The sequence below is a fragment of the Bacillus sp. FCW2 genome (assembly GCF_021228595.1).
Lineage (GTDB): Bacteria > Bacillota > Bacilli > Bacillales > Bacillaceae > Bacillus > Bacillus velezensis.
On the sequence record NZ_CP089436.1, the window covers coordinates 376854 to 396949 of the forward strand.

Genomic DNA, 20096 nt, shown 5'->3' on the forward strand with positions numbered 1-20096 from the left:
CGATGGCTTACGAAGAAAAAACAGACTGGCTTCCGGACGATCCGATTAACGAAGATGACGTCAACCGCTGGGAAAAAGGCATAAAAGACGCCCACACGGATCTGGCGGCCCATAAAAACGACATGAACAACCCGCACAAAACGACAAAGGCCCAAATCGGCCTCGGAAACGTGGACAACGTCCAGCAGGCAGCAAAAAAAGATTTCGACCGGCACAATCAAGATCTGGACCGGCATGTGACGAAGGAAGAGCGCCAGAAGTGGAATAACGGGCAATTAACAAAGCTGACGGATGATTCAGGGAAATATTTAATAAGTATACAAGATGGCTTGGATTTTCATCAAATTGTAGATCAGCTTAATCAATCTTTTTTCTTTTACACAAATAACACGGGAGTTCATACTCCCCCGCTATCCGCCAGAGGTTTATATATCGGATTCAAGTCTTATGGTGAGGCTCTGGCGATGGATTATGAAGGCGGCACATGGAGAAAAACCCTTAAAGCTTCCGGCTGGACTGATTGGGTTCAGTTAGAAACTTCGGAAGGCGCCCAAAAAAAAGTCGATGCCCACACAAAGCAGACTGATATCCATGTAACGAAAGCTGAGAAGGATACATGGAACGCAGGCCAGCTGTTTAAAATCACCGCCGATAATGGCACCCAAAAAATCAATTTAACTTCCGGCTCGTTTTATGACTCGTTAAAAGACGTTGGTTCTGTAACATTTTACGGAACCAATGCAGTAACAGACAACCCGTCAAATACGAGTCTGCGCGGTATGCAGTTAGTGGGGCAGCCGGGAATAGGTAATGGTTATGCTGTAGACGTAAAGGGTAACGCATGGTGGTTTTACTATAACTCTAATCAAACAGCAATCAATTGGTATCCAATTGAATCCATAGCTGGAGCGCAGTCAAAGGTCGATGCACATGCGATAGATTCATCAATTCATATAAGTCCTATCGAAAGAGACAAATGGAACGGCGGCCAGTTGGCGAAATTGACAAAGGATGATGGGAAACGGACACGCTTAGAAAGCGGATCAGACATACTGGCACTGAGCTCGGGATTTTATTATGGAATGGGTGCTCAGCTGAAAAACAATCCGGTTGAAAATGATAATTCCTTTTTTAACTATGATGTGATTGAGAGTGAGTCAGGTAGAAAGTCGATTTTGGCTTGGAGAAGTTACGATAATAATGTATGGATTGCGACTGTTCATACAGACGGTGTTTTTAAGGGGTGGAAACGTCTATTTACTGAAGAAGAATTTAATAAAATGACCTGGTATGATTTAACACTAATTAATGGGCATAAGGCTGGCGCAAGAAATCCTCAGTATGCAGTGTGGGGCAACCAGGTATTCACTCGTGGTGAAGTGGTTCCTCCAGATTTCGACAGCATTTTCGCTGTACTTCCTTCTGAAGCTCACCCTTCAACACAGAAATCAATGGCTGCCCCACTCTTTGGAACAACCGGGATAACAAAATATTATGCCGAACCAACGGGAGAACTGAGAATTAACGGAAAATACGCCAAAATAGAGGGGAATATTACAGGGATTTCAATAGATAATAATTTCACTTTGTAATGGGGGATGAATATGCAAGTCTTTTTGTATGATGAGAATTTTTATTTTCAAAGGCCTGAAATCTTAAACAGTACATCAAGTTCAATGCCGCAAAACTCAACAACCATAAAACCTCCGGACGGCTTATGGAGACCGCAGTTTGATGAAGTAAATAAAATTTGGAACGAATCTGCTGATAAAGAATATAAGGAAAATCAAAAAAACAAGTATCAGGATGTGGTGGAGCCGGATCCCATCGTGGAACAGTTGAAAGAAATCGGACAGCAACTGGCAGATGAAAAACTTGTGAGAAAACAAGCAGAACAAGCTCAAAATGCTTTAGGTGTACAATTGTCTGCCGAAGTGGTGGCAAGGGAGAAAACAGAGATGCTGAATAAAGCTTTAGGTGAACAATTAGTATCTTTAAAATTAGAATTATTAAACATAAAAGGAGAATGAAAAAATGAAGAGACTTAACTTTTGGGTTTACGCTTTGTTTTATAAGTGGGCCTCAATAGAAATGGTAAAACAGGCTATGGGCTATGATGACTGCTCTGCCGAAGATCTGGCGGAAGGTGTGGCCGCGAAGTATATCACGCCTGAGGAATTTCAAGAAATAACGGGTGAAACATACGAAAACTATAAAAATGCTGTGTCATAAGCCGAACGGCTTTTTTTATTTGTCATTTTTAATAAATCAGAAAAGGAGGACGGCCGATGAAAAAGCATTCATTTGAATTTCCTGCCGATCAACTTGGCAGACCCGGCGCAGTAAAAGCTTATCGCGGTAACAAAAACGATTATGTCACACCGGTTGCTGATTTGTCCGGAATGACAGAGCTTCTTACCAATACGCCGCTAGAAGCGATTGAAGTATACAGCCAATTCGGACAAGACCGTTTAGGAGCCGTCTTAATAGACAGAGCACAGGGGTGGGCTTATTCGGACCGCAGCGGAACTCTTTTTATCGAAGAGAGCGAGGATAACAATTCGTGGACGGCTTCACATTCTGTCGCAGTCAAAGGCGGAGTGCTGACCGCTTCGGGGTGGGTCAGTCTGACAAAAAGATATTACCGGTTCCGTTTTGAAAATGGAAATCAAAAGCAGTCCGAATTTGTTTTATACCAATCTGTCGGTACGGGCGGTGATATGGCGTTTTCATATACAGACGTGATTTTTCATGAAAATGCAGCAGAGGCGGGCGAGGGAAGCATCTTCTCAGCGGGCGCTTGGAAAAAACTTCTCATCGAAATCACCGGCACGGCTGAGTCGGGCCATATCGCGTTTTGGGGGAGATCCATCTCGGGAAGAAATGTGCCGATCAGAGGAATCAGGTCTGAAGACGGAACATCAGCCGCCGGTACATCAGGCACAGACGAAGTGTGGTCATTTGATATTGCCGGCTTTAAGGAAATCGTCATGGAAATCAAAAGCATTTCCGGCGGGAGCCTTTCTGTCAAAGGCACGGCATTTTCGTAAGAATGAAACTTCCGAAGGGAGGTGAGAACAATGTAAGAGGGGGGAGCGGAAGTGCTTCTGGATGAACAAGCGGTGCAAAAAGAATTCGCAGGAATCAAAGGTGAACAAAAGGTGCTTGAACAGCGGGTGGCCGTATTAGAGCGGGTATCCGACCGGCACGATCAGCAAATCATGACGCTGAATGAAAAACTGAATAAAATTGACGAAAACACAACATGGATTAAGCGGACCATTACAGGAGCGATCGTGACAGCAATCTGCACGGGCGTCATTGGCGGAGCCATCGCCATCATGTACAATCTGCTGCAAAAGTAGGGGGGAAACCGATATGAAATTCGCGGACAAAGGCACGGTCGTCAGGACGGTGCTTCTTTTGCTTGCTTTATTGAATCAAACTTTGCTGATGTTCGGCAAATCGCCGCTGAATATTCAGGAGGACCAGGTCAATCAGCTTGCAGATACGCTGTATGCCGCCGGGTCGGCCGTTTTTACAATCATAACGACTGCCGCCGCCTGGTTTAAAAACAATTACGTTACAGCAAAAGGGAAAAAACAGCAGGCTTTATTAAAAATAAACAATTTATCGAAATAGGAGAGATGAGAATATGGTAAAAATCACACAGGATTTTATCCCGGCAGGAAACAATAACCGCCCAGGCTATGCAATGACACCGATTTACATTACGGTGCACAATACAGCCAATACCGCAGTCGGAGCTAACGCCAAAAGTCACGCAAGCTATGTGAAAAATCCCGATACACCGACAAGCTGGCATTTCACAGTCGATGATACGGAAATTTATCAGCATCTTCCGCTGAACGAAAACGGCTGGCATGCCGGTGACGGAAACGGGGACGGCAACCGTAAATCCATCGGTATTGAAATTTGTGAAAACGCAGACGGCAACTTTTCACAGGCCGTGGCAAACGCCCAATGGCTCATCCGCACATTAATGACGTCGCACGGCATCCCGCTTGCGAATGTCGTTGCGCACAAGCATTGGTCAGGAAAGCTTTGTCCGAGAAGACTGTTGGATACATGGGATGAGTTTAAAGCGGGAATCGGTTCTGGGGAAAGACAGACGTATACCGTCCAAAAAGGAGATACGCTGTCAGCGATCGCGCGGAAATTCGGCGTCAGCGTGGCCGATCTGCAGAAATGGAATAACATCGCTGACCCGAACCTGATTAAAGTCGGACAAGTACTGATCGTCAGCCCGCCGGTTGAAGCACTGTATTCTCTTCCGGACGAGGTGATTCAGCTGACAGAGCCGTACACGTCCGGTGAAAAGGTATACCAGGTGCAAAACGCGCTCGCCGCGCTTTATTTCTATCCTGAAAAAGGAGCTGTCAATAACGGCATTGACGGTATCTACGGCCCGAAAACCGCAGATGCCGTGGCCCGCTTCCAATCTGTAAACGGACTGACGTCTGACGGCGTCTACGGTCCCGCTGTAAAAGCGAAAATTCTGATGCAGCTTTAACAAAAAAGGCTGAGTCCCGTTCACATTGCGGGATTCAGCCTTTTTTCTTTTTTAACCGGTTCAATAGCCCGAGATTCCTCGCCCGCATCCTCAGCGAATAAGCGGAAAGCCCGAAGCGTCCGTAATCCACAAACTTTACGCGCCTGACAATTTTCTTCACATCATCACCTGTCGCATCTCTTTGTTAGTTTTATTATATGAAAGATAAGAAAAAAAGGAATAAGGACAAGAGCCGTGTCTCCTGTCCTTAGTGTAATCAAGCTTTTTTTTGTTTATACTTGTCAATCAGCCGCTCGTTTTCTTTGAAAATTCTGGCGGTATGAGGGCTGACCTGGTAACTTGCGATACTTGTCATTGAACGTTTTTTAAACATTTTGAACGGTTTCGCTCTTTGTTCCGGCTGCCCGTTTTGAAATGCCTGCTCCATTTAACCGTCACCTTCCTCTTCTATTGGCAGCATTAAATCATAAATGCTCGTTAGCGATGTGAAAAGCAAATAATCGAATTCCGTCAACAGGTTTTCCGACGTGAGTTTGATCACGTAATGGCGGTTCTGGACTGTAAACGGAATAAGCACAAGCCTGCCTTTTTGATCATAGTAGACGTCTTTACGGTTAAGACGGGACTGAACGTCTGCCGCATCAGGCATATGCTCCGTCAAGCGGTCCTTATCCGATTGTGCGGAATAGTCGCACAAGGAAGCCGTGACATTCATTTTTTCGGCATAAGCGGCCAGCAGTCTGCTGATGCCTTCCGCATAAGCTTCTGTACTTCCATAATATACATGGATCGGTTCATTTTTCAACAGATATTGATAGGTTTTCAGTTTTTCAAGATAGGAGTGAAGCATTTCGTTATTTTCTTCTAAAATTTCCCGCGTATCCGTCTCTAATTCATTGCCGGCGAGCTTTTTGATATACGCGCTCAAAAAGATAAACGCATCAATAAGGGCAAAGCAGACGGCAACAATCAAATATTGTCTCCATGCGGCAAAGAGCGATTCGGGATCATATGTCCAATAGACCATGGAGCCCAGTACAAATAGTAAATACCACGTTTTACGGATGGCAAACATTTTTTCTTTTACCTTTGCCTCATACCGCCAGGATGCGTACACATATAAAATGAGTGCGGCCGCCATCGTCCACACCATAATCTGAAAAAACAAAAGCATGAGCATCCCTCACAATTTGAAAAATGGTCTGCTATGTTCATTCTATGTCATGACATCATTTTCCTGTCACAAAAAAAACCGCTTCTGTAAAGAAGCGGATGTCATCAGAAAAACAGATCTAAGATGAAAAAGGCGATGGCGCCGAGTGTACCTGCAATCGGCAGGGTGATGACCCATGTAATGAGCATCCGTTTAGCCGTTCCCCAGTTTACGCCTTTTACGCGGTGGGAAGCGCCCACACCGAGAATGGAAGACGAAATGACGTGTGTCGTGCTGACAGGGAGATGAATAAACGTGGCCCCGAAAATAATGGCTGCGCCGGTTAAGTCGGCAGATACGCCGTTTACCGGACGGATTTTCATAATTTTCCCGCCGACGGTTTTAATGATTTTCCAGCCGCCGATGGATGTGCCGAGACCCATTGCCAGGGCACAAGAGAGCTGCACCCAAAAAGGAATGGCATCACTTTTATGTAAATTGGCAGTCATAAGCGCCATCGTAATGATACCCATCGCTTTTTGCGCGTCGTTCGTTCCGTGTGTATAGGACTGAATGGCAGCCGTCAAAATCTGCACTCTGCGGAAGCGTTTATTTGTTTTCGCCAGATTGCTGTCTTTAAAAATCAGCTTCACGATCGAATATACGATAAAGCCGAGAACAAAGGCGATGATCGGTGATAAAATAAGTGCTTCGATAATTTTAATGAACCCTTTATAATTAAGCGTCGCAAAACCTGACGCTGCAATGGCCGCTCCGGCGATCGCTCCGATAATCGCATGTGAAGAGCTGCTCGGAATGCCGAAATACCATGTGATCAAGTTCCAGGCGATTGCGGCGAGTAGAGCCGCCAGAATGACAACTGACCCATTGTCTAATGTATAAGGATTCACAATGTCCTTTGTAATGGTTTTCGCCACACCGGTAAATGTCATCGCTCCGAGAAAGTTCATGATGGCGGCCATGACGATTGCGTGCCGCGGCTTCAGCGCTTTTGTCGAAACTGAGGTGGCGATTGCGTTTGCGGTATCGTGAAATCCGTTAATGAAGTCAAATACCAAAGCGCATATGACAATTAATATCGTTAAAAGTAATAGAGTATCCATTATAACCCCTCGTTACGCGTTTTTCATAATAATGGTTTCAAGGTTATTGGCAACGCTTTGGCAAGAGTCGGCAATTTCCTCAAGCGTTTCGTAAATCTCGCGGTACTGAATCACTTTAATCGGATCGGTTTCTGTGCCGAACAGATTTTTTAATGATTTACGGTGCAGGTTATCACAGCTGTGCTCGTATTCCTTAATTTTAATGGCGTGAGGGTGAATGTCCTTCAATCGGTTTTCTGCAAGCAGCTCAATCGTGATTAAAATTTCCTTCGCGCACTCTCTGATGTATCCGCTGAACTTATCGATATGCTCATCGGAAGAAGTGATCGAGAAAATCTCCATCATTGCTGAAAAATGTTCGATTCCGTCAAGCACGTCATCGAGGCTGTTTGTCAGCTCAAGGATGTCTTCACGTTCAATGGGAGTGATAAAAGCTTTGTTCAGCTCTTTAATCATGACATGAACATGATTATCTCCTTTTGTTTCAAACTCTTTTAACGTATCGGCAAATTCCTTTAAAGTCGTCTGGTTCGTCACTTTAAAGTTGACAAAGTATTCTGCGGTTTCGTCTATGTTTTTTGCGATTTCTGTTAAAAGGAGTGAGAACTTATCTTTTTTTCTTTTTATCATTAAAAACCCTCCATTGTTTGAATGAGACAATGCACACATCAAATTATTATATAGCCTTTTGTCGAAAAAAAACAGATAAAGTCGAAAAAAACGCCTCTTGATTTTTTCGTAAAAACGTGTCTCATCCTGTTTTTCTTATGTTACCCACTTCGCCAAAAAAACGTAACATACTTCGAATTCAGACATCTTGCTTAAAAAGTATAACAAAAGATGTGAATTTGCTGTCAACTTTTGCACGTGATTTTGCCAGAAAAAAAACGGCTCCCGTAAAAGGAACCGTTTTTATCAGTTTTTTCTGCCGTTTTTCAGCCAAAAATAAAGCGGCAGCCCGGCGAGGCCGATCAAGAGGGACAGCGCGCAGCTCAGTGTATCTGTAATGATCGTGCTGATCAGCACAAACAGTGAACCCGCGATGGCCAAAACAGGAATGATCGGATACAAAGGCACGCTGTAGGCGCGCGGTTTTCCGCCGCTTTTTTTTCTGAGGATAAACACGGCGAAAAAGGCCATGACGTAAAAAATATAAATCATGAAAATAGAGATTTCAGACAGCTTATCGGGATTGCTGGCGATCATAAAAATAATGGCCAGCGCGATCTGAAATGACACGGCAATCCACGGGGTGCGGAACGTCGGATGAACCCGCGAAATCTGTCCGGCAAACGGCAGCTGTTTCCGTTCCGCCATCGCAAACGAGACACGCGGAAAAGCGAGAATCTTTCCGTTTAAACAGCCGAAGATGCTGACGATGATTCCGACGCTGATCAATTTTCCTCCGATGTCGCCAAACAGCATTCCGGCAGCGGTGCCGGTCGCATTTTCACCGAGTTTGACGATGTCGGTCGCAGGAAGAATGTGCAGCAGCGCAAAGTTAATGAAAAGATAAATGGCGGTGACGACCAGCAGTCCGCCCGTCATCGCTCTCGGGAGCAGCTTTTCCGGATTTTTCATCTCGCCGCCGAGTGCCGCAAGCAGAATCCAGCCGTCATAAGCAAACAAGGTGGCCAGTATGGCAGCGCCGAAATTCATGTCCGACATGCTGCTTGTAACGGCTGTGAAAATATGCTGATCGCCTTTCCAAAGGCCGAACACGATCATGCAGATAATCGGAATCAATTTGCCGACAGTCGTAATTCCCTGTACGATGCCGCCATATTTCGTTCCGATAATATTAATGATGCTTAAAAACAAAACGGCTGAAATCCCGATCAATTTAGACCAGCCGGAATCCCAATTGAACAAGTGCGCCATCAAAGATCCGAAATACAAGCCGATTGCTCCGATAATGGCCGGGCCGTAAATGATAATTTGAACCCATCCGCACAAAAAGCCCCAAAATTCGCCGTACACTTCTTCGAGATATGTATAAAGTCCGCCCGTTTTCGGAATCTGAGTGCCGATTTCCGCAACGGTCAATCCGCCTGCAAGCGTCAAAATACCTCCTAACAGCCACGCGATAAGCGCGGTTTTCGCATCACCGGAGTAGGCAAGCACGGCGCCTGGTTTCATAAATACGCCGGAACCGATGATGGTGCCGATAACAAGTGAGAGGGCGATGGTAAGGCCGATCTCTTTTTTAAGTCCGTTCTCTTCAATCTGCATATCCTTTCCCTCCAGATGTAAAATCGTCATGATGAAAAAACTATTTTCCATATTGTAAACCCTAATTGCTGAAACACGAATAAAATAAATTTTCTGATTTTGTTGTTTTCCCTAAAAGATAAAGGTTTCTGCTTTTGAGAAGGAAAAAATACCGTTTTAAAAGCGAACATTAATGGTTTTTTTATATCAAAGGTTCGTTATTTAGGGAGCGGCAGTCTGCAGACCGTCTGTGAAGCAGATGGGTTGACTTTACGATCCGGATAACATAAATTGTATATATAAATATCTCGAAATCGAGATAATTGACTGGAGGATAACATAATGAAAGTTAATGGAATACACCATGTATCAGCATTGACGGCTGATGCGCAGAAAAATTTAGATTTCTATCGGAACATCCTGGGACTGAAGCTTGTGAAAAAGTCCGTAAACCAAGATGAACCGACGATGTATCATTTGTTTTACGGTGATGAAACAGCCAATCCGGGATCTGAATTGACGTTTTTCGAGATTCCGCGGATTGCGCCGTTTCATGCGGGAACAAACAGTATTTCTTCAATCGGCCTGCGTGTCCCGGATGCACAAGCGCTCCAATATTGGAAAAAACGATTTGAAGAGCATCAGGTCTCTCACAGTGAGATCGTGAAAATAGCGGGCAGGGACACACTCGCTTTTCAGGATCATGAAGGACAGCGGCTTGTGCTGACAGCTGACGAAAAAGGAAAAGACATCGGTGAAGCGGTGAAGCAAAGCGGCATACCGGAAGAATATTCTTTCCGCGGTCTTGGTCCCGTTGAATTGACCGTCCCGTATGCAGAACCGACGCTGCGTGTGTTAACCGATGTGCTGGGCTTCACTGAAATCGGGAAAGAAACGCATGAAGACCGGGGCACGGTTACGGTACTCGAATCCGGAAACGGAGGCGCGCGTACAGAAGTCCATCTCATTGAAAGAAACGATCTTCCGCGCGAGCGTCCTGGAAAAGGCAGCGTGCACCATGTGGCCTTCCGCGTCCAGAATGAAGAGGAGCTTGCTTTATGGCACCGCATCATTACGAAAGAAGGTTTCAGCAACTCAGGCATTGTAGAGCGTTATTATTTCAAAGCGCTGTACTTCCGGGAGCCGAACGGAATTCTGTTTGAATTGTCAACGGACGGTCCGGGATTTATGGTTGATGAAAAACCTGAAGAGCTGGGCAAAACGGTTGCGCTCCCGCCTTATCTCGAACACCGCCGTTCTGAAATAGAAGCGCGGCTGAAACCGATTCAGTAAATCAGAAATCATGACAGATGCCTCCCGGCTTGACGGGGGCATCTTTTTTTTTCTTTTTTACCCGTTTTGTCATTCTTTTTACCTATTTGTAAACGGCAAAATAATTGTCTTTGTTTATTAATAAATTTTTCACATTTGGTTGTTACACTTGTTCAAAGTTAAACAAAAGGAGTGAAAACACAGGTGAAAATGAAAAAACGCGAGATAGACGCAGTCTTAATTCTCATTTTACTCGCTTCCGCATTCTTGAATATGTACAACATCTGGAATGACGATACGGTGAATCCTTATTACACCGCAGCGGTAACGAGTATGCTTCAAAGCTTTCATAATTTCTTTTACGCTTCATTTGACGCAGCCGGGTTTATCACGGTAGATAAACCGCCTGTGACATACCAGATTCAAACGATCAGCGCGCTGATATTCGGTATGCACGGGTGGAGCGTCATCCTGCCTCAGGCATTGGCGGGTGTAGGTTCAGTTCTATTCATGTACTTATTAATAAAGCCGACGTTCGGAAAAACGGCGGCGCGCATCGCCTCATTTGTCATGGCGTGTACACCGATCGCAGTAGCGGTCGCGCGGACGAACAATGTCGATGCTTTACTGGTCTTTTTCCTCTTGTTCGCCACATGGCTTCTCTTTAAAGCGATCAGAAAGGGCAGACTGATCTGGCTTTTGGCGGCATTTTTTGTCGTCGGAGCAGGCTTTAACACAAAAATGCTTCAGGCTTATATGATTTTGCCGGCCTTCTTGCTGTTCTATATGATTGCGGCAAACACCACGATTAAGAAAAAAATCATTTCATTGGTAAGCGCGTTAGCCGTTTTAGCAGCCGTTTCATTGTCATGGCCGCTCATTGTTGACAATATTCCTGCCAGCAAAAGGCCATATGTCGGAAGCAGCCAGACAAACTCCGTATTGGAATTGGCTTTCGGATATAACGGGATTCAGCGGCTGACAGGGCAAAGTTCCGGCGGCGGCCAGGGCGGGCCGGACGGAAACGCATCGAAAGAGATGTCTTCTTCCGGCGGTTCTTCACAAATGCAAAAACCGCCTGGCCAGTCTTCAAGCAGCAGTTCAGCAAGCGGAGACAAATCACAAAACGGCAGTATGACGGCACCTCCATCTAACGGGAAAATGCCAAGCGGCGGCGAAATGCCAAGCGGCGGTCAAGGAGGCCCTCCAAGCGGCGGAGATGGCGGCGGAGGCGGTCCCGGCGGCGGAGGAAAAAGCGGTACAGGCACCGGCTCGAAAATGCAATCAGGTTCAGGAATGTTCGGTACGGGAACCCCTGGTCCGCTGCGCCTTTTCCAAACGGAATTATCTGATCAGATCAGCTGGCTCCTGCCGTTTGCGATTTTTGGAATGGCCGGTTTATTGATCGCCGGGGTGAGAGAAAGAAGACGATTATCAGCAGAACAGAAGGAAACGATCTTTTGGGCAGCGTGGCTTGTGCCGATTGCCGGATTCTTCAGTGTCGCAGAATTTTTCCACCATTATTATCTCATTATGCTGGCGCCTCCGATCGCGGCACTTGTCGGTGCGGGATGGGTCGCCCTCGTTCATCTGTACCGCAAGCAGGCGGGATGGAAAACTTGGCTATTGCCGGCCGCTATTCTTGTGACAACCGGATTTGAGCTGTTTATCCTCAGAAACTACAATGATCAAATCGGCGCAGGCTGGAGCATCGGAGTAGGCGTTATCGGCGCAGTGGCTGCCATCGCTCTGTTCGTATTCAAACAGCGCCAAAAACCGCTCAGTTACTATGTTTCACTTGCAGCCCTTCTCGTCTTGATGGTCATGCCGATTTATTGGGCGAGCACACCGCTTCTGTACGGAGGCAACAGCTCATTGCCTGAAACAGGCCCTCAGCTCGCTTCAACAAGCGGAAAAGGCATGGGAATGGATAACGCATCTGTCAATACAAAACTGATCAACTATTTAGAGAAACACAACGCCGGAGCGGACTATCTATTTGCAACAACCGATTCCAACACTGCGGCGCCTTACATTATTAAAACGAAAAAAGCGGTCATGGCGATCGGCGGATACAGCGGGTCTGACCCGGCCATTACGCTGGCCCAATTTAAAAAGCTCGTAAAAGAAGGGAAAGTAAAATACTTCTTAGCATCCGGAATGGGCAAAGGCGGAAATAACGATATTGTGCAGTGGGTTGAGAAAAACGGAAAGAAAGTATCTTCAGATAAATGGCAATCAAACACAGATCAGAAAACGAAAAATAGTGATGCAGCTGATAAAAAAAGCAGCAAGGCCTCAGGTAAAAACAGCCGAATGAGCGGCGGGCCGGGCGGAATGAATCAATCAGCTTCACTATACGAACTTCAATCTGATGAATAGGAGGAAAAAACATGAGCAGACATATTCAATATTCAATAGTCGTCCCGGTTTATAACGAGGAACTCGTCATTCAGACAACCTATCAGCGTCTGAAAGAAGTGATGGATCAAACAAAAGAGCATTATGAATTGATCTTTGTCAATGATGGAAGCAAAGACCGCAGTATTGAGATTTTAAGAGAGCAAAGTCTGATTGATCCGAGAGTGAAAATTATTGATTTTTCCAGAAACTTCGGACATCAGATCGCGATCACAGCGGGTATGGATTATGCAGAGGGGAATGCAATCGCCGTCATTGACGCCGATTTGCAGGACCCTCCTGAATTAATCCTTGATATGATTGAGCAGTGGAAAGAAGGCTACGATGTGGTGTACGCCGTCAGAACGAAACGAAAGGGAGAAACCTTTTTCAAGAAACAGACGGCCTCTATGTTTTACCGGCTGCTGCGGAACGTGACTGATATTGATATTCCGCTCGACACCGGAGATTTCCGCCTGCTGGACAGAAAAGTCTGTGATGAGATGAAAAAATTAAAAGAAAAAAATCCTTTTGTCAGAGGGCTCGTCAGCTGGGTCGGCTTTAAGCAGACTGCTGTAGAATATGAACGAGATGAGCGGCTTGCGGGGGAAACGAAATACCCGCTTAAAAAAATGCTGAAGCTTTCCATGGACGGAATCACAACGTTCTCTCATAAACCGCTCAAGGCGGCAAGCTATGCGGGAATGATCATGTCCGGAGCGGGTTTTCTCTATATGTTTATCGTTTTATACATGAAGCTGTTTACGAACAGCACCATTACGGGCTGGTCCTCTCTGATTGTGATACAGCTGTTATTCAGCGGCATCGTTCTATTAATGCTCGGAATGATCGGCGAATATATCGGAAGGATTTATGACGAAGCAAAAGATCGTCCGCTCTATATCGTGCAAAAAGCGTACGGCATTAAAAATGAAAAGATTTATCGGGACCAGCATATGTCTTAACCGAAGCACCCTGTCCGGCCAGCGGACAGGGTGCTTTTATGTGAAATAAAAGCCGCGGGATACAGAATGTCCCGCGGCTTTTTTTATTCATCTGCGGCCGGTCTGCGTGTGCAGAGAGAGCATGATCAGTCCGGTTCCCGAAAGGTTCAGTAAAATGCTTGCACCAAGCGTCATTCCCCAAGCAGCGTTTTGCTGAGGAAGCTGAATGCTCAGCTGCAGCAAGATCAGACCGGTAACGACCAGCAAAAGTCCGGTTTGTTTCATGTGTATGTATCCTCCTTTGTACACTAAGTCATACGGCTGATCCAGGCCTAAAGTTTCATCCGTATATAAAAAATCCAAGGCGGCTGCCTTGGATTTTTGTTAAGAAGATGTTTCTTCTTTTTGAGTCAGTTTCATTTTTTTCGTCATTTCCTTGCCGTTTCTGATAATCTTCACGTCAACGGTGCTGCCGACTTTCGTATTCTTGTAGAGAATATTGCGAAGTTCGCTGCCCGTGTCGGTTTCTTTCCCTTTTAAGCTGATAATGATGTCTTCTGCTTTTAATCCGGCTTTGGCTGCAGGTGAGCCCTGCGCCACTTCGCGAATATAAACGCCTTTATTCAGCTGTTTGCCGAAAAGCCCGAGTGTGCCTTCCTGATAGTTTTGCGGCACTTGTTCCAAGTCGATCATGCTCACGCCGATATAAGGGCGCTCCACCTGTCCTTTCGTGAGAAGCTCTTCGGCGATCGGTTTTACATCGTTGCTCGGGATGGCAAAGCCGATGCCTTCTACATCACTTTCGCTGATTTTCATGCTGTTGATGCCGATGATTTTGCCGTCTGTATTCAAGAGCGGTCCGCCGCTGTTTCCGGGATTGATGGCGGCATCGGTTTGGATGACGTTGATGCTTGACTCGCCGGCTGACGTAGAGATCGAGACGGTTCTGTTTAAGCCGCTCACGATGCCCTGTGTGACGGTGCGGGAAAGGTCTTTTCCGAGCGGATCACCGATGGCGATGACGGATTCACCCGTTCTGAGAGCGGATGAGCTGCCGAAGCTTGCCGTTTTTGTCACGTGTTTATCACTGATTTCTAAAACGGCCAAGTCTGTCAGAGAGTCGCTGCCGACGAGTTTAGCTGTTACATCGGTGCCGTCATATAATGACACTTTAAGGGAAGAGGCGCCTTCGACCACGTGGTTATTCGTAATGATATACGCTTTGCCGTTTGCTTTCTTAAAAATAACGCCTGAACCCGATCCCGTTTCCGCATCTTCACCCGATGAATTTGAGTTTGAATCTGAGCTTGATCCGAATCCGAATAAATCGGAACTGCTTTGCTGCTTCTGCAGATTGGTGATTCCGACGATCGCCGGTGAAATGTCTTCCACCATATTCGAAATGCTGCTTGAATTTGCCGATGAGCTGTTTGCCGATTTGCTGCTGCCGGAATCAGAAGATGTCTGCTTGGCGGTTACCGATGACGTTTCCTGAGCGGGAGCCGTATTGGAAGTATCTTGAGTCTGATGGTCTCCAAGCGGCGTAAATGTATAGATGCCGAGGGCGAGCCCTCCGCCGATCACTCCGCCGAGAAGCGGTCTGAACCAGCCGAAGCTTCGTTTTTTCTTGTCCTCGTCCGACGCGGAATATCTGGCCGGCTGCGGGTTTTCTTTTACTAAAAGGACTTCCTGTTCTTTTTGGTCTGTCCGATTTTCATCACGATAGTTATCCATCATGTTCACTCCGTTTCTCTATTTTCATCATAGCATGATTTGCCTATTATTACTGACTCCATCTTAAACAAAAAGTGTGGGATAATAATGAAAAGATTGTGGGAAATTGTGAAAAAGGCGTAATCGGACGGAGGCGCTTTATATTGACAATTTCCATCGGATTTGAAATAATAAATGAGATATTATGTTCAATCCTTCACATGAAAAGATATGAAAAATTCTGTCAAGCTAATGGGGGAAATCTGTTAGCTTTTTCACTTTGTTAAATAGTCAGAAAGGAGTTGTCAAATGAAAGAAAAACATCATTGGATTATTTCTCTGCTCGCTGTATTGGCGGTCGGGCCGGGGCTGATGTCGAATACCGCACTTTCGGCTGTCCAAAGCCTTGTCCGGCAGACGGTCGGCGGGGAAAACTTTGACTCTTTTCATCCGATTATTATCGGTAATATGGCATTTGCCTTATTCGTGCCGGCGGGGCCGTATTTAAGAAAAAGATTCGGCTCCCGGCCTGTCTATATGATTTCGATGGCCGCGGGTGTCATCGGAGCGCTCCTTGCTGCTGTGACAAATGATATTTATCCGCTCGCCGCGGGCCGTTTTTTACAGGGAGCTGCGGCGGGCACTATGCTGATGATTATGATCCCGATGCTGGTGCTTTCGTTTCCGATTGAGCGCCGGAATTACGCATTATTTGTGTTAATCGGCGGATTTTACGGGTCCGTCATTATGGGGACCGTTTTAGGCACGGCGGCGGCAAGCGCCGGCCATTGGCATTGGCTGTTCGGCATTTTTGGCCTGCTGTCTTTTTTCGGCCTCATTTTCAGTTATATGTGGCTGCGGGATGACGCTCATAAAAATGCTGAAAAATCTCCATTTGACGGCATCGGTTTTCTGTTAGCGGGTGTATCAGCCGTGCTGACCGCCTATACATTTATTCATCTGCCGAAATGGGGCTTTTCATCATGGCAGACATTGGCGGGATTTGGAGGAAGCATCGTCATTCTTCTGATCTTGCTGATCATGCAGTACAGAAACGAACATGCGCTGATTTCGATTAAACTTATGCTGATTCCAAAGCCGATTCTGGGTGTTTTCATGATCGCTGCGGGCAGTATTTCCATAGCGGTCAGTCTTTCTGCATTTCACGGGGAGCTTCAGACCGCATATCATATGTCACAAACTCAACTGATATTCCTATATGCGAGCCTTTTGGGAGGCGTGGCCATCGCCGCTGTCATCAGTGCATTAGCATATGATAAAGTCGGTCCGGGCATGCTCGGCATAACAGGCTCTGTTATACTGGTATTCGTGAATTTTCAATGGATGACGGCGGATCATCATATACCGCTTATTCTATTTGCGGGGCTTTTCGTGATGCTGGCGGCCGGGACAGGGCTTATTGTGGCAGCCGGACTGATGGGAGCCGCGTTGGGCGGACCGCTTCCGGAACTGGTGAAACGCATGACGGCAGTTCAGTTTTTAAGGCTGTTCATTTATATGGGCGCACCTGTTTTAATAGGGTATTTTACGAAAAGAGATGCTTCCGGCATGCTTCGGGGCGCGCGCGGCACACAATCGCCGCATGACCTGCTGATGGGGACATACAGCGATTTGTTTCTTATTGCTTTCATCTTGAGCTTGCTTTTAGTGTGTTTATCATTTGTCATGAATGCGACCGGCATGGGGCATAAGCTGGCGCATAAACCGCATGCCGTCCGTAAGCAGGCGGCTGAAGAGCCTTCGCCGCAGGCTCCTGAACCGATCAGGCATCAGGTCATTCCCGATCGTGAATACAGAAGTGCGGTCAGACAGTTTCAGCGTCATCATATAAGCAAAAACGGTATGTAACTTTTTCTATCAGCAAACCCTTTTCCCGGTGAAAAGGGTTTGTTTTTTCCCATAATAGCAGAATGGTATATTGCATGTTTCATCCTTTTTTAATATAATTTGTTAGAATATTCATAATTTAATATCGAAATTTTAAGTAAAAAAGGAGGCATTACATGAAACTGTATCTATCTGTGGATATGGAAGGGATTTCCGGACTGCCTGATGAAACATTTGTCAATTCCCGCATGCACAATTATGAGCGCGGCAGAGTTCTGATGACCGAAGAAGCAAACTGGTGCATCGCAGAAGCGTTTAATAACGGATGCACGGAAGTGACCGTGAATGACAGCCACTCAAAGATGAATAATCTGCTCGCGGAAAAACTTCACCCTGAGGCAGAGCTGATTACGGGGGATGTCAAGCCGTTTTCCATGATGCAGGGGCTTGATGAATCGTATTCGGGTGTGATGTTTATCGGCTATCATGCGAGAGCGTCGATGCCGGGCGTCATGTCGCACAGCATGATATTCGGCGTCCGCCACTTTTACATAAATGATAAGCCGGTCGGTGAACTGGGGTTAAATGCCTATCTCGCCGGATTTTACGATGTCCCGGTCATCATGGCTGCCGGAGATGATTGCGCCGCAAAAGAAGCGGAGGAGCTGATCCCGAATGTGACGACTGCCGCCGTCAAACAAACCATTTCAAGAACCGCGGTCAAATGCCTGTCCCCTCAAAAAGCCGGACGGCTCCTGACGGAAAAAACAGCCTATGCGCTCAAAAATAAAGATAAGGTCAAACCGCTGACTCCGCCTGAAAGACCTGTATTAGGCATTGAATTTGCCAACTACGGACAGGCTGAATGGGCCCATTTAATGCCGGGCACAGAAATCATCCCGGGAACGACAATCGTTCAATTTCAGGCAAAAAACATGCCGGAAGCTTATCAGGCCATGCTCGTCATGACAGAACTCGCCATGAGAACAACATTCTGTTAAAGGGGTGAACGGCATTGCTGCGGTATTTTATCAAACGTTTTATCGCCATGATTATGACCGTCCTCGTCATCACCACTCTGACATTTGTCATGATGAAAGTGATACCCGGCTCGCCTTTTAACGAAGAGCGGGGCACAAACGAAGCGGTCCAGCGAAATCTCGAATCCTACTACCATCTGAACGAACCTCTTATCACTCAATACGCCATCTATCTAAAATCCATTCTTACCTTTGATTTCGGTCCTTCAATTAAAAAACCGTCAGACAGTGTAAACGCCATGCTTGAACGCGGGTTTCCGGTCTCATTTGAGCTTGGGATAACGGCGATCATCATCGCTGTTATTTCCGGGCTCACGCTCGGCATAATGGCCGCTCTCAGGCGCGGCGGCTTTCTCGATTATGCGGCCATGAGCCTTGCGGTGCTCGGGATTTCTATTCCGAATTTTATTATGGCTACGCTGCTGATTCAGCAATTTGCGGTTCATCTGAAATGGTTTCCGGCAGCTACCTGGACGAGTCCCGTTCACATGGTCCTGCCGACTGTTGCGCTTGCCGTCGGTCCCATGGCCATTATCGCGAGGCTGACAAGATCGAGCATGGCCGAAGTGCTGACTCAGGATTACATCCGCACGGCAAAAGCAAAGGGGCTTTCTCCCGTCAAAATTGTGATCAAACACGCATTAAAAAACGCTCTTATGCCTGTTGTGACAGTACTCGGGACGCTTGCCGCAAGTATTTTAACGGGCAGTTTCGTCATCGAGAAAATTTTTGCCATACCGGGAATGGGCAAATATTTCGTAGAAAGCATCAATCAGCGTGATTACCCGGTCATCATGGGAACGACCGTATTTTACAGTGTGATTCTGATCGTCCTGCTGTTTCTGGTTGATTTGGCATACGGCCTGTTAGACCCGCGCATAAAACTTCATAAGAAAGGGTGATCCTGATGAATCTCCCGCAAGAAACGGTAAAACACACAGAAGTGCCTGATGACTGGTTTCAGCCGGGCGCGGAAAGAAAGGGTGAAACCGAGTCGGTCAAGCGTCCGAGCCTGTCTTACACTCAGGATGCGTGGCGGCGGCTTAAAAAGAACAAATTGGCGATGGCCGGGCTTGTGATTTTATGCTGCCTGTTTCTATCGGCTGTGTTCGGTCCGCTGATATCACCGCACAGCGTGACAAGGCAGACGCTCGCCGAGCAGAATCTTCCGCCTTCTTTTTCACACTGGTTCGGAACCGATGAACTTGGCCGGGACGTGTTTACAAGAACGTGGTACGGAGCGAGGATCTCTTTATTTGTCGGTGTGATGGCGGCGCTGATCGACTTTTTGATCGGCGTTATCTACGGAGGGGTCGCCGGATACAAAGGGGGCCGGACAGACAGCGCCATGATGAGAATCATCGAGGTTCTCTACGGATTGCCGTATCTGCTCGTTGTCATTTTGTTAATGGTGCTGATGGGGCCGGGGCTCAGTTCCATTATCGTCGCTCTGACCGTGACGGGATGGGTCGGCATGGCGCGGATTGTCAGAGGGCAGGTGCTGAGGATGAAGCATGATGAACACGTATTGGCTTCGAAAACGTTTGGAGCGAAAACATTTCGGATCATTAAGAAAAATCTGCTGCCGAATACGATGGGAGCCATTATTGTCCAAATGACGCTTACAGTGCCGGCGGCGATTTTTGCGGAATCATTTTTAAGTTTTCTCGGACTCGGCATTCAGGCGCCGTTTGCAAGCTGGGGCGTCATGGCAAACGACGGGCTGCCGGCGATTTTATCAGGCCATTGGTGGCGGCTGTTTTTTCCCGCTTTTTTCATTTCCTTAACGATGTACGCGTTTAACGTACTTGGAGACGGCTTGCAGGACGCGTTAGACCCGAAACTGAGGAGGTAGGA

General features: G+C 46.6%; 22 protein-coding genes. 14 read left to right on the forward strand and 8 right to left on the reverse strand.

The annotated features are described in order from the left end of the window. Positions 1–2 precede the first annotated feature (2 nt). The 7 genes from K3G25_RS02090 to K3G25_RS02120 are packed head-to-tail and all read left to right on the forward strand — an operon-like array spanning position 3 to position 4534. On the forward strand, positions 3–1592 hold the full coding sequence (locus K3G25_RS02090; RefSeq protein WP_029973066.1) for a hypothetical protein: 1590 nt from the start codon (positions 3–5) through the stop codon (positions 1590–1592). 12 nt (positions 1593–1604) lie between these two features. Beyond that, on the forward strand, positions 1605–2030 hold the full coding sequence (locus K3G25_RS02095) for an XkdW family protein (protein WP_021493823.1): 426 nt from the start codon (positions 1605–1607) through the stop codon (positions 2028–2030). 4 nt (positions 2031–2034) lie between these two features. Beyond that, positions 2035–2232, forward strand: a complete 198-nt coding sequence (locus tag K3G25_RS02100) for an XkdX family protein (protein ID WP_007610833.1) — start codon at positions 2035–2037, stop codon at positions 2230–2232. Positions 2233–2288: 56 nt separating this feature from the next. Beyond that, positions 2289–3050, forward strand: a complete 762-nt coding sequence (locus K3G25_RS02105; RefSeq protein ID WP_174747636.1) for a phage portal protein — start codon at positions 2289–2291, stop codon at positions 3048–3050. Between the two features lie 51 nt (positions 3051–3101). Then, positions 3102–3365, forward strand: coding sequence for a hemolysin XhlA family protein (locus K3G25_RS02110; RefSeq protein ID WP_021493821.1), 264 nt, complete (start codon positions 3102–3104; stop codon positions 3363–3365). 13 nt (positions 3366–3378) lie between these two features. Next, entirely contained in the window at positions 3379–3642 is a 264-nt protein-coding gene (locus K3G25_RS02115; RefSeq protein ID WP_057079949.1) for a phage holin, read from the forward strand. A gap of 13 nt (positions 3643–3655) precedes the next feature. Continuing rightward, complete coding sequence (locus K3G25_RS02120) at positions 3656–4534, forward strand: N-acetylmuramoyl-L-alanine amidase (protein ID WP_007407257.1); 879 nt, start codon at positions 3656–3658, stop codon at positions 4532–4534. A gap of 34 nt (positions 4535–4568) precedes the next feature. Here the strand turns inward: K3G25_RS02120 and K3G25_RS02125 are convergent, their stop codons facing one another. The 6 genes from K3G25_RS02125 to K3G25_RS02150 all read right to left on the reverse strand — a co-directional run bounded on the left by K3G25_RS02125 (position 4569) and on the right by K3G25_RS02150 (position 9043). Next, entirely contained in the window at positions 4569–4694 is a 126-nt protein-coding gene (locus K3G25_RS02125) for a hypothetical protein (protein ID WP_003154809.1), read from the reverse strand. 96 nt (positions 4695–4790) lie between these two features. After that, the gene (locus K3G25_RS02130; protein ID WP_003154807.1) at positions 4791–4961 is read right to left on the reverse strand and encodes a type II toxin-antitoxin system SpoIISB family antitoxin; all 171 of its coding nucleotides are present in this window, start codon (positions 4959–4961) and stop codon (positions 4791–4793) included. Beyond that, positions 4962–5708: a type II toxin-antitoxin system SpoIISA family toxin gene (locus K3G25_RS02135; protein WP_007407256.1), complete on the reverse strand. Its 747-nt coding sequence runs from the start codon at positions 5706–5708 to the stop codon at positions 4962–4964. A 104-nt stretch (positions 5709–5812) separates the two neighbouring features. After that, positions 5813–6811 carry an inorganic phosphate transporter gene (locus K3G25_RS02140; RefSeq protein WP_003154805.1) on the reverse strand — a complete coding sequence of 333 codons (999 nt, stop codon included), beginning with the start codon at positions 6809–6811 and terminating at the stop codon, positions 5813–5815. Positions 6812–6823: 12 nt separating this feature from the next. Further along, positions 6824–7441 carry a DUF47 domain-containing protein gene (locus K3G25_RS02145; protein ID WP_003154804.1) on the reverse strand — a complete coding sequence of 206 codons (618 nt, stop codon included), beginning with the start codon at positions 7439–7441 and terminating at the stop codon, positions 6824–6826. Between the two features lie 285 nt (positions 7442–7726). Next, positions 7727–9043, reverse strand: coding sequence for an APC family permease (locus tag K3G25_RS02150; protein WP_007610842.1), 1317 nt, complete (start codon positions 9041–9043; stop codon positions 7727–7729). A 321-nt stretch (positions 9044–9364) separates the two neighbouring features. On the opposite strand from K3G25_RS02150, the gene K3G25_RS02155 reads away from it, so the two are divergent. The 3 genes from K3G25_RS02155 (at position 9365) to K3G25_RS02165 (ending at position 13659) form a co-directional block, all read left to right on the forward strand. Beyond that, on the forward strand, positions 9365–10315 hold the full coding sequence (locus K3G25_RS02155) for a ring-cleaving dioxygenase (protein ID WP_007610844.1): 951 nt from the start codon (positions 9365–9367) through the stop codon (positions 10313–10315). 183 nt (positions 10316–10498) lie between these two features. Continuing rightward, positions 10499–12676 (forward strand): ArnT family glycosyltransferase, encoded by a 2178-nt coding sequence (locus K3G25_RS02160; RefSeq protein WP_021493819.1) that lies wholly within the window; start codon positions 10499–10501, stop codon positions 12674–12676. A gap of 11 nt (positions 12677–12687) precedes the next feature. After that, positions 12688–13659: a glycosyltransferase family 2 protein gene (locus tag K3G25_RS02165; protein WP_014417531.1), complete on the forward strand. Its 972-nt coding sequence runs from the start codon at positions 12688–12690 to the stop codon at positions 13657–13659. An 87-nt stretch (positions 13660–13746) separates the two neighbouring features. Here K3G25_RS02165 and K3G25_RS02170 read toward each other — a convergent pair whose 3' ends face one another. Next, entirely contained in the window at positions 13747–13923 is a 177-nt protein-coding gene (locus tag K3G25_RS02170) for a hypothetical protein (RefSeq protein ID WP_232489559.1), read from the reverse strand. Positions 13924–14022: 99 nt separating this feature from the next. Beyond that, positions 14023–15372: a serine protease HtrA gene (locus K3G25_RS02175; protein WP_021493818.1), complete on the reverse strand. Its 1350-nt coding sequence runs from the start codon at positions 15370–15372 to the stop codon at positions 14023–14025. A 288-nt stretch (positions 15373–15660) separates the two neighbouring features. Between K3G25_RS02175 and K3G25_RS02180 the strand changes: the two genes are divergently transcribed. The 4 genes from K3G25_RS02180 (at position 15661) to K3G25_RS02195 (ending at position 20094) form a co-directional block, all read left to right on the forward strand. Continuing rightward, on the forward strand, positions 15661–17220 hold the full coding sequence (locus K3G25_RS02180; RefSeq protein ID WP_109566887.1) for an MFS transporter: 1560 nt from the start codon (positions 15661–15663) through the stop codon (positions 17218–17220). A 155-nt stretch (positions 17221–17375) separates the two neighbouring features. Next, complete coding sequence (locus K3G25_RS02185) at positions 17376–18200, forward strand: M55 family metallopeptidase (RefSeq protein ID WP_061862110.1); 825 nt, start codon at positions 17376–17378, stop codon at positions 18198–18200. Positions 18201–18214: 14 nt separating this feature from the next. After that, positions 18215–19141 carry an ABC transporter permease gene (locus K3G25_RS02190; protein ID WP_232489560.1) on the forward strand — a complete coding sequence of 309 codons (927 nt, stop codon included), beginning with the start codon at positions 18215–18217 and terminating at the stop codon, positions 19139–19141. A gap of 5 nt (positions 19142–19146) precedes the next feature. Further along, a complete protein-coding gene (locus tag K3G25_RS02195; RefSeq protein WP_017417615.1) occupies positions 19147–20094 on the forward strand; it encodes an ABC transporter permease in 948 nt (315 codons plus the stop codon). Positions 20095–20096 lie beyond the last annotated feature (2 nt).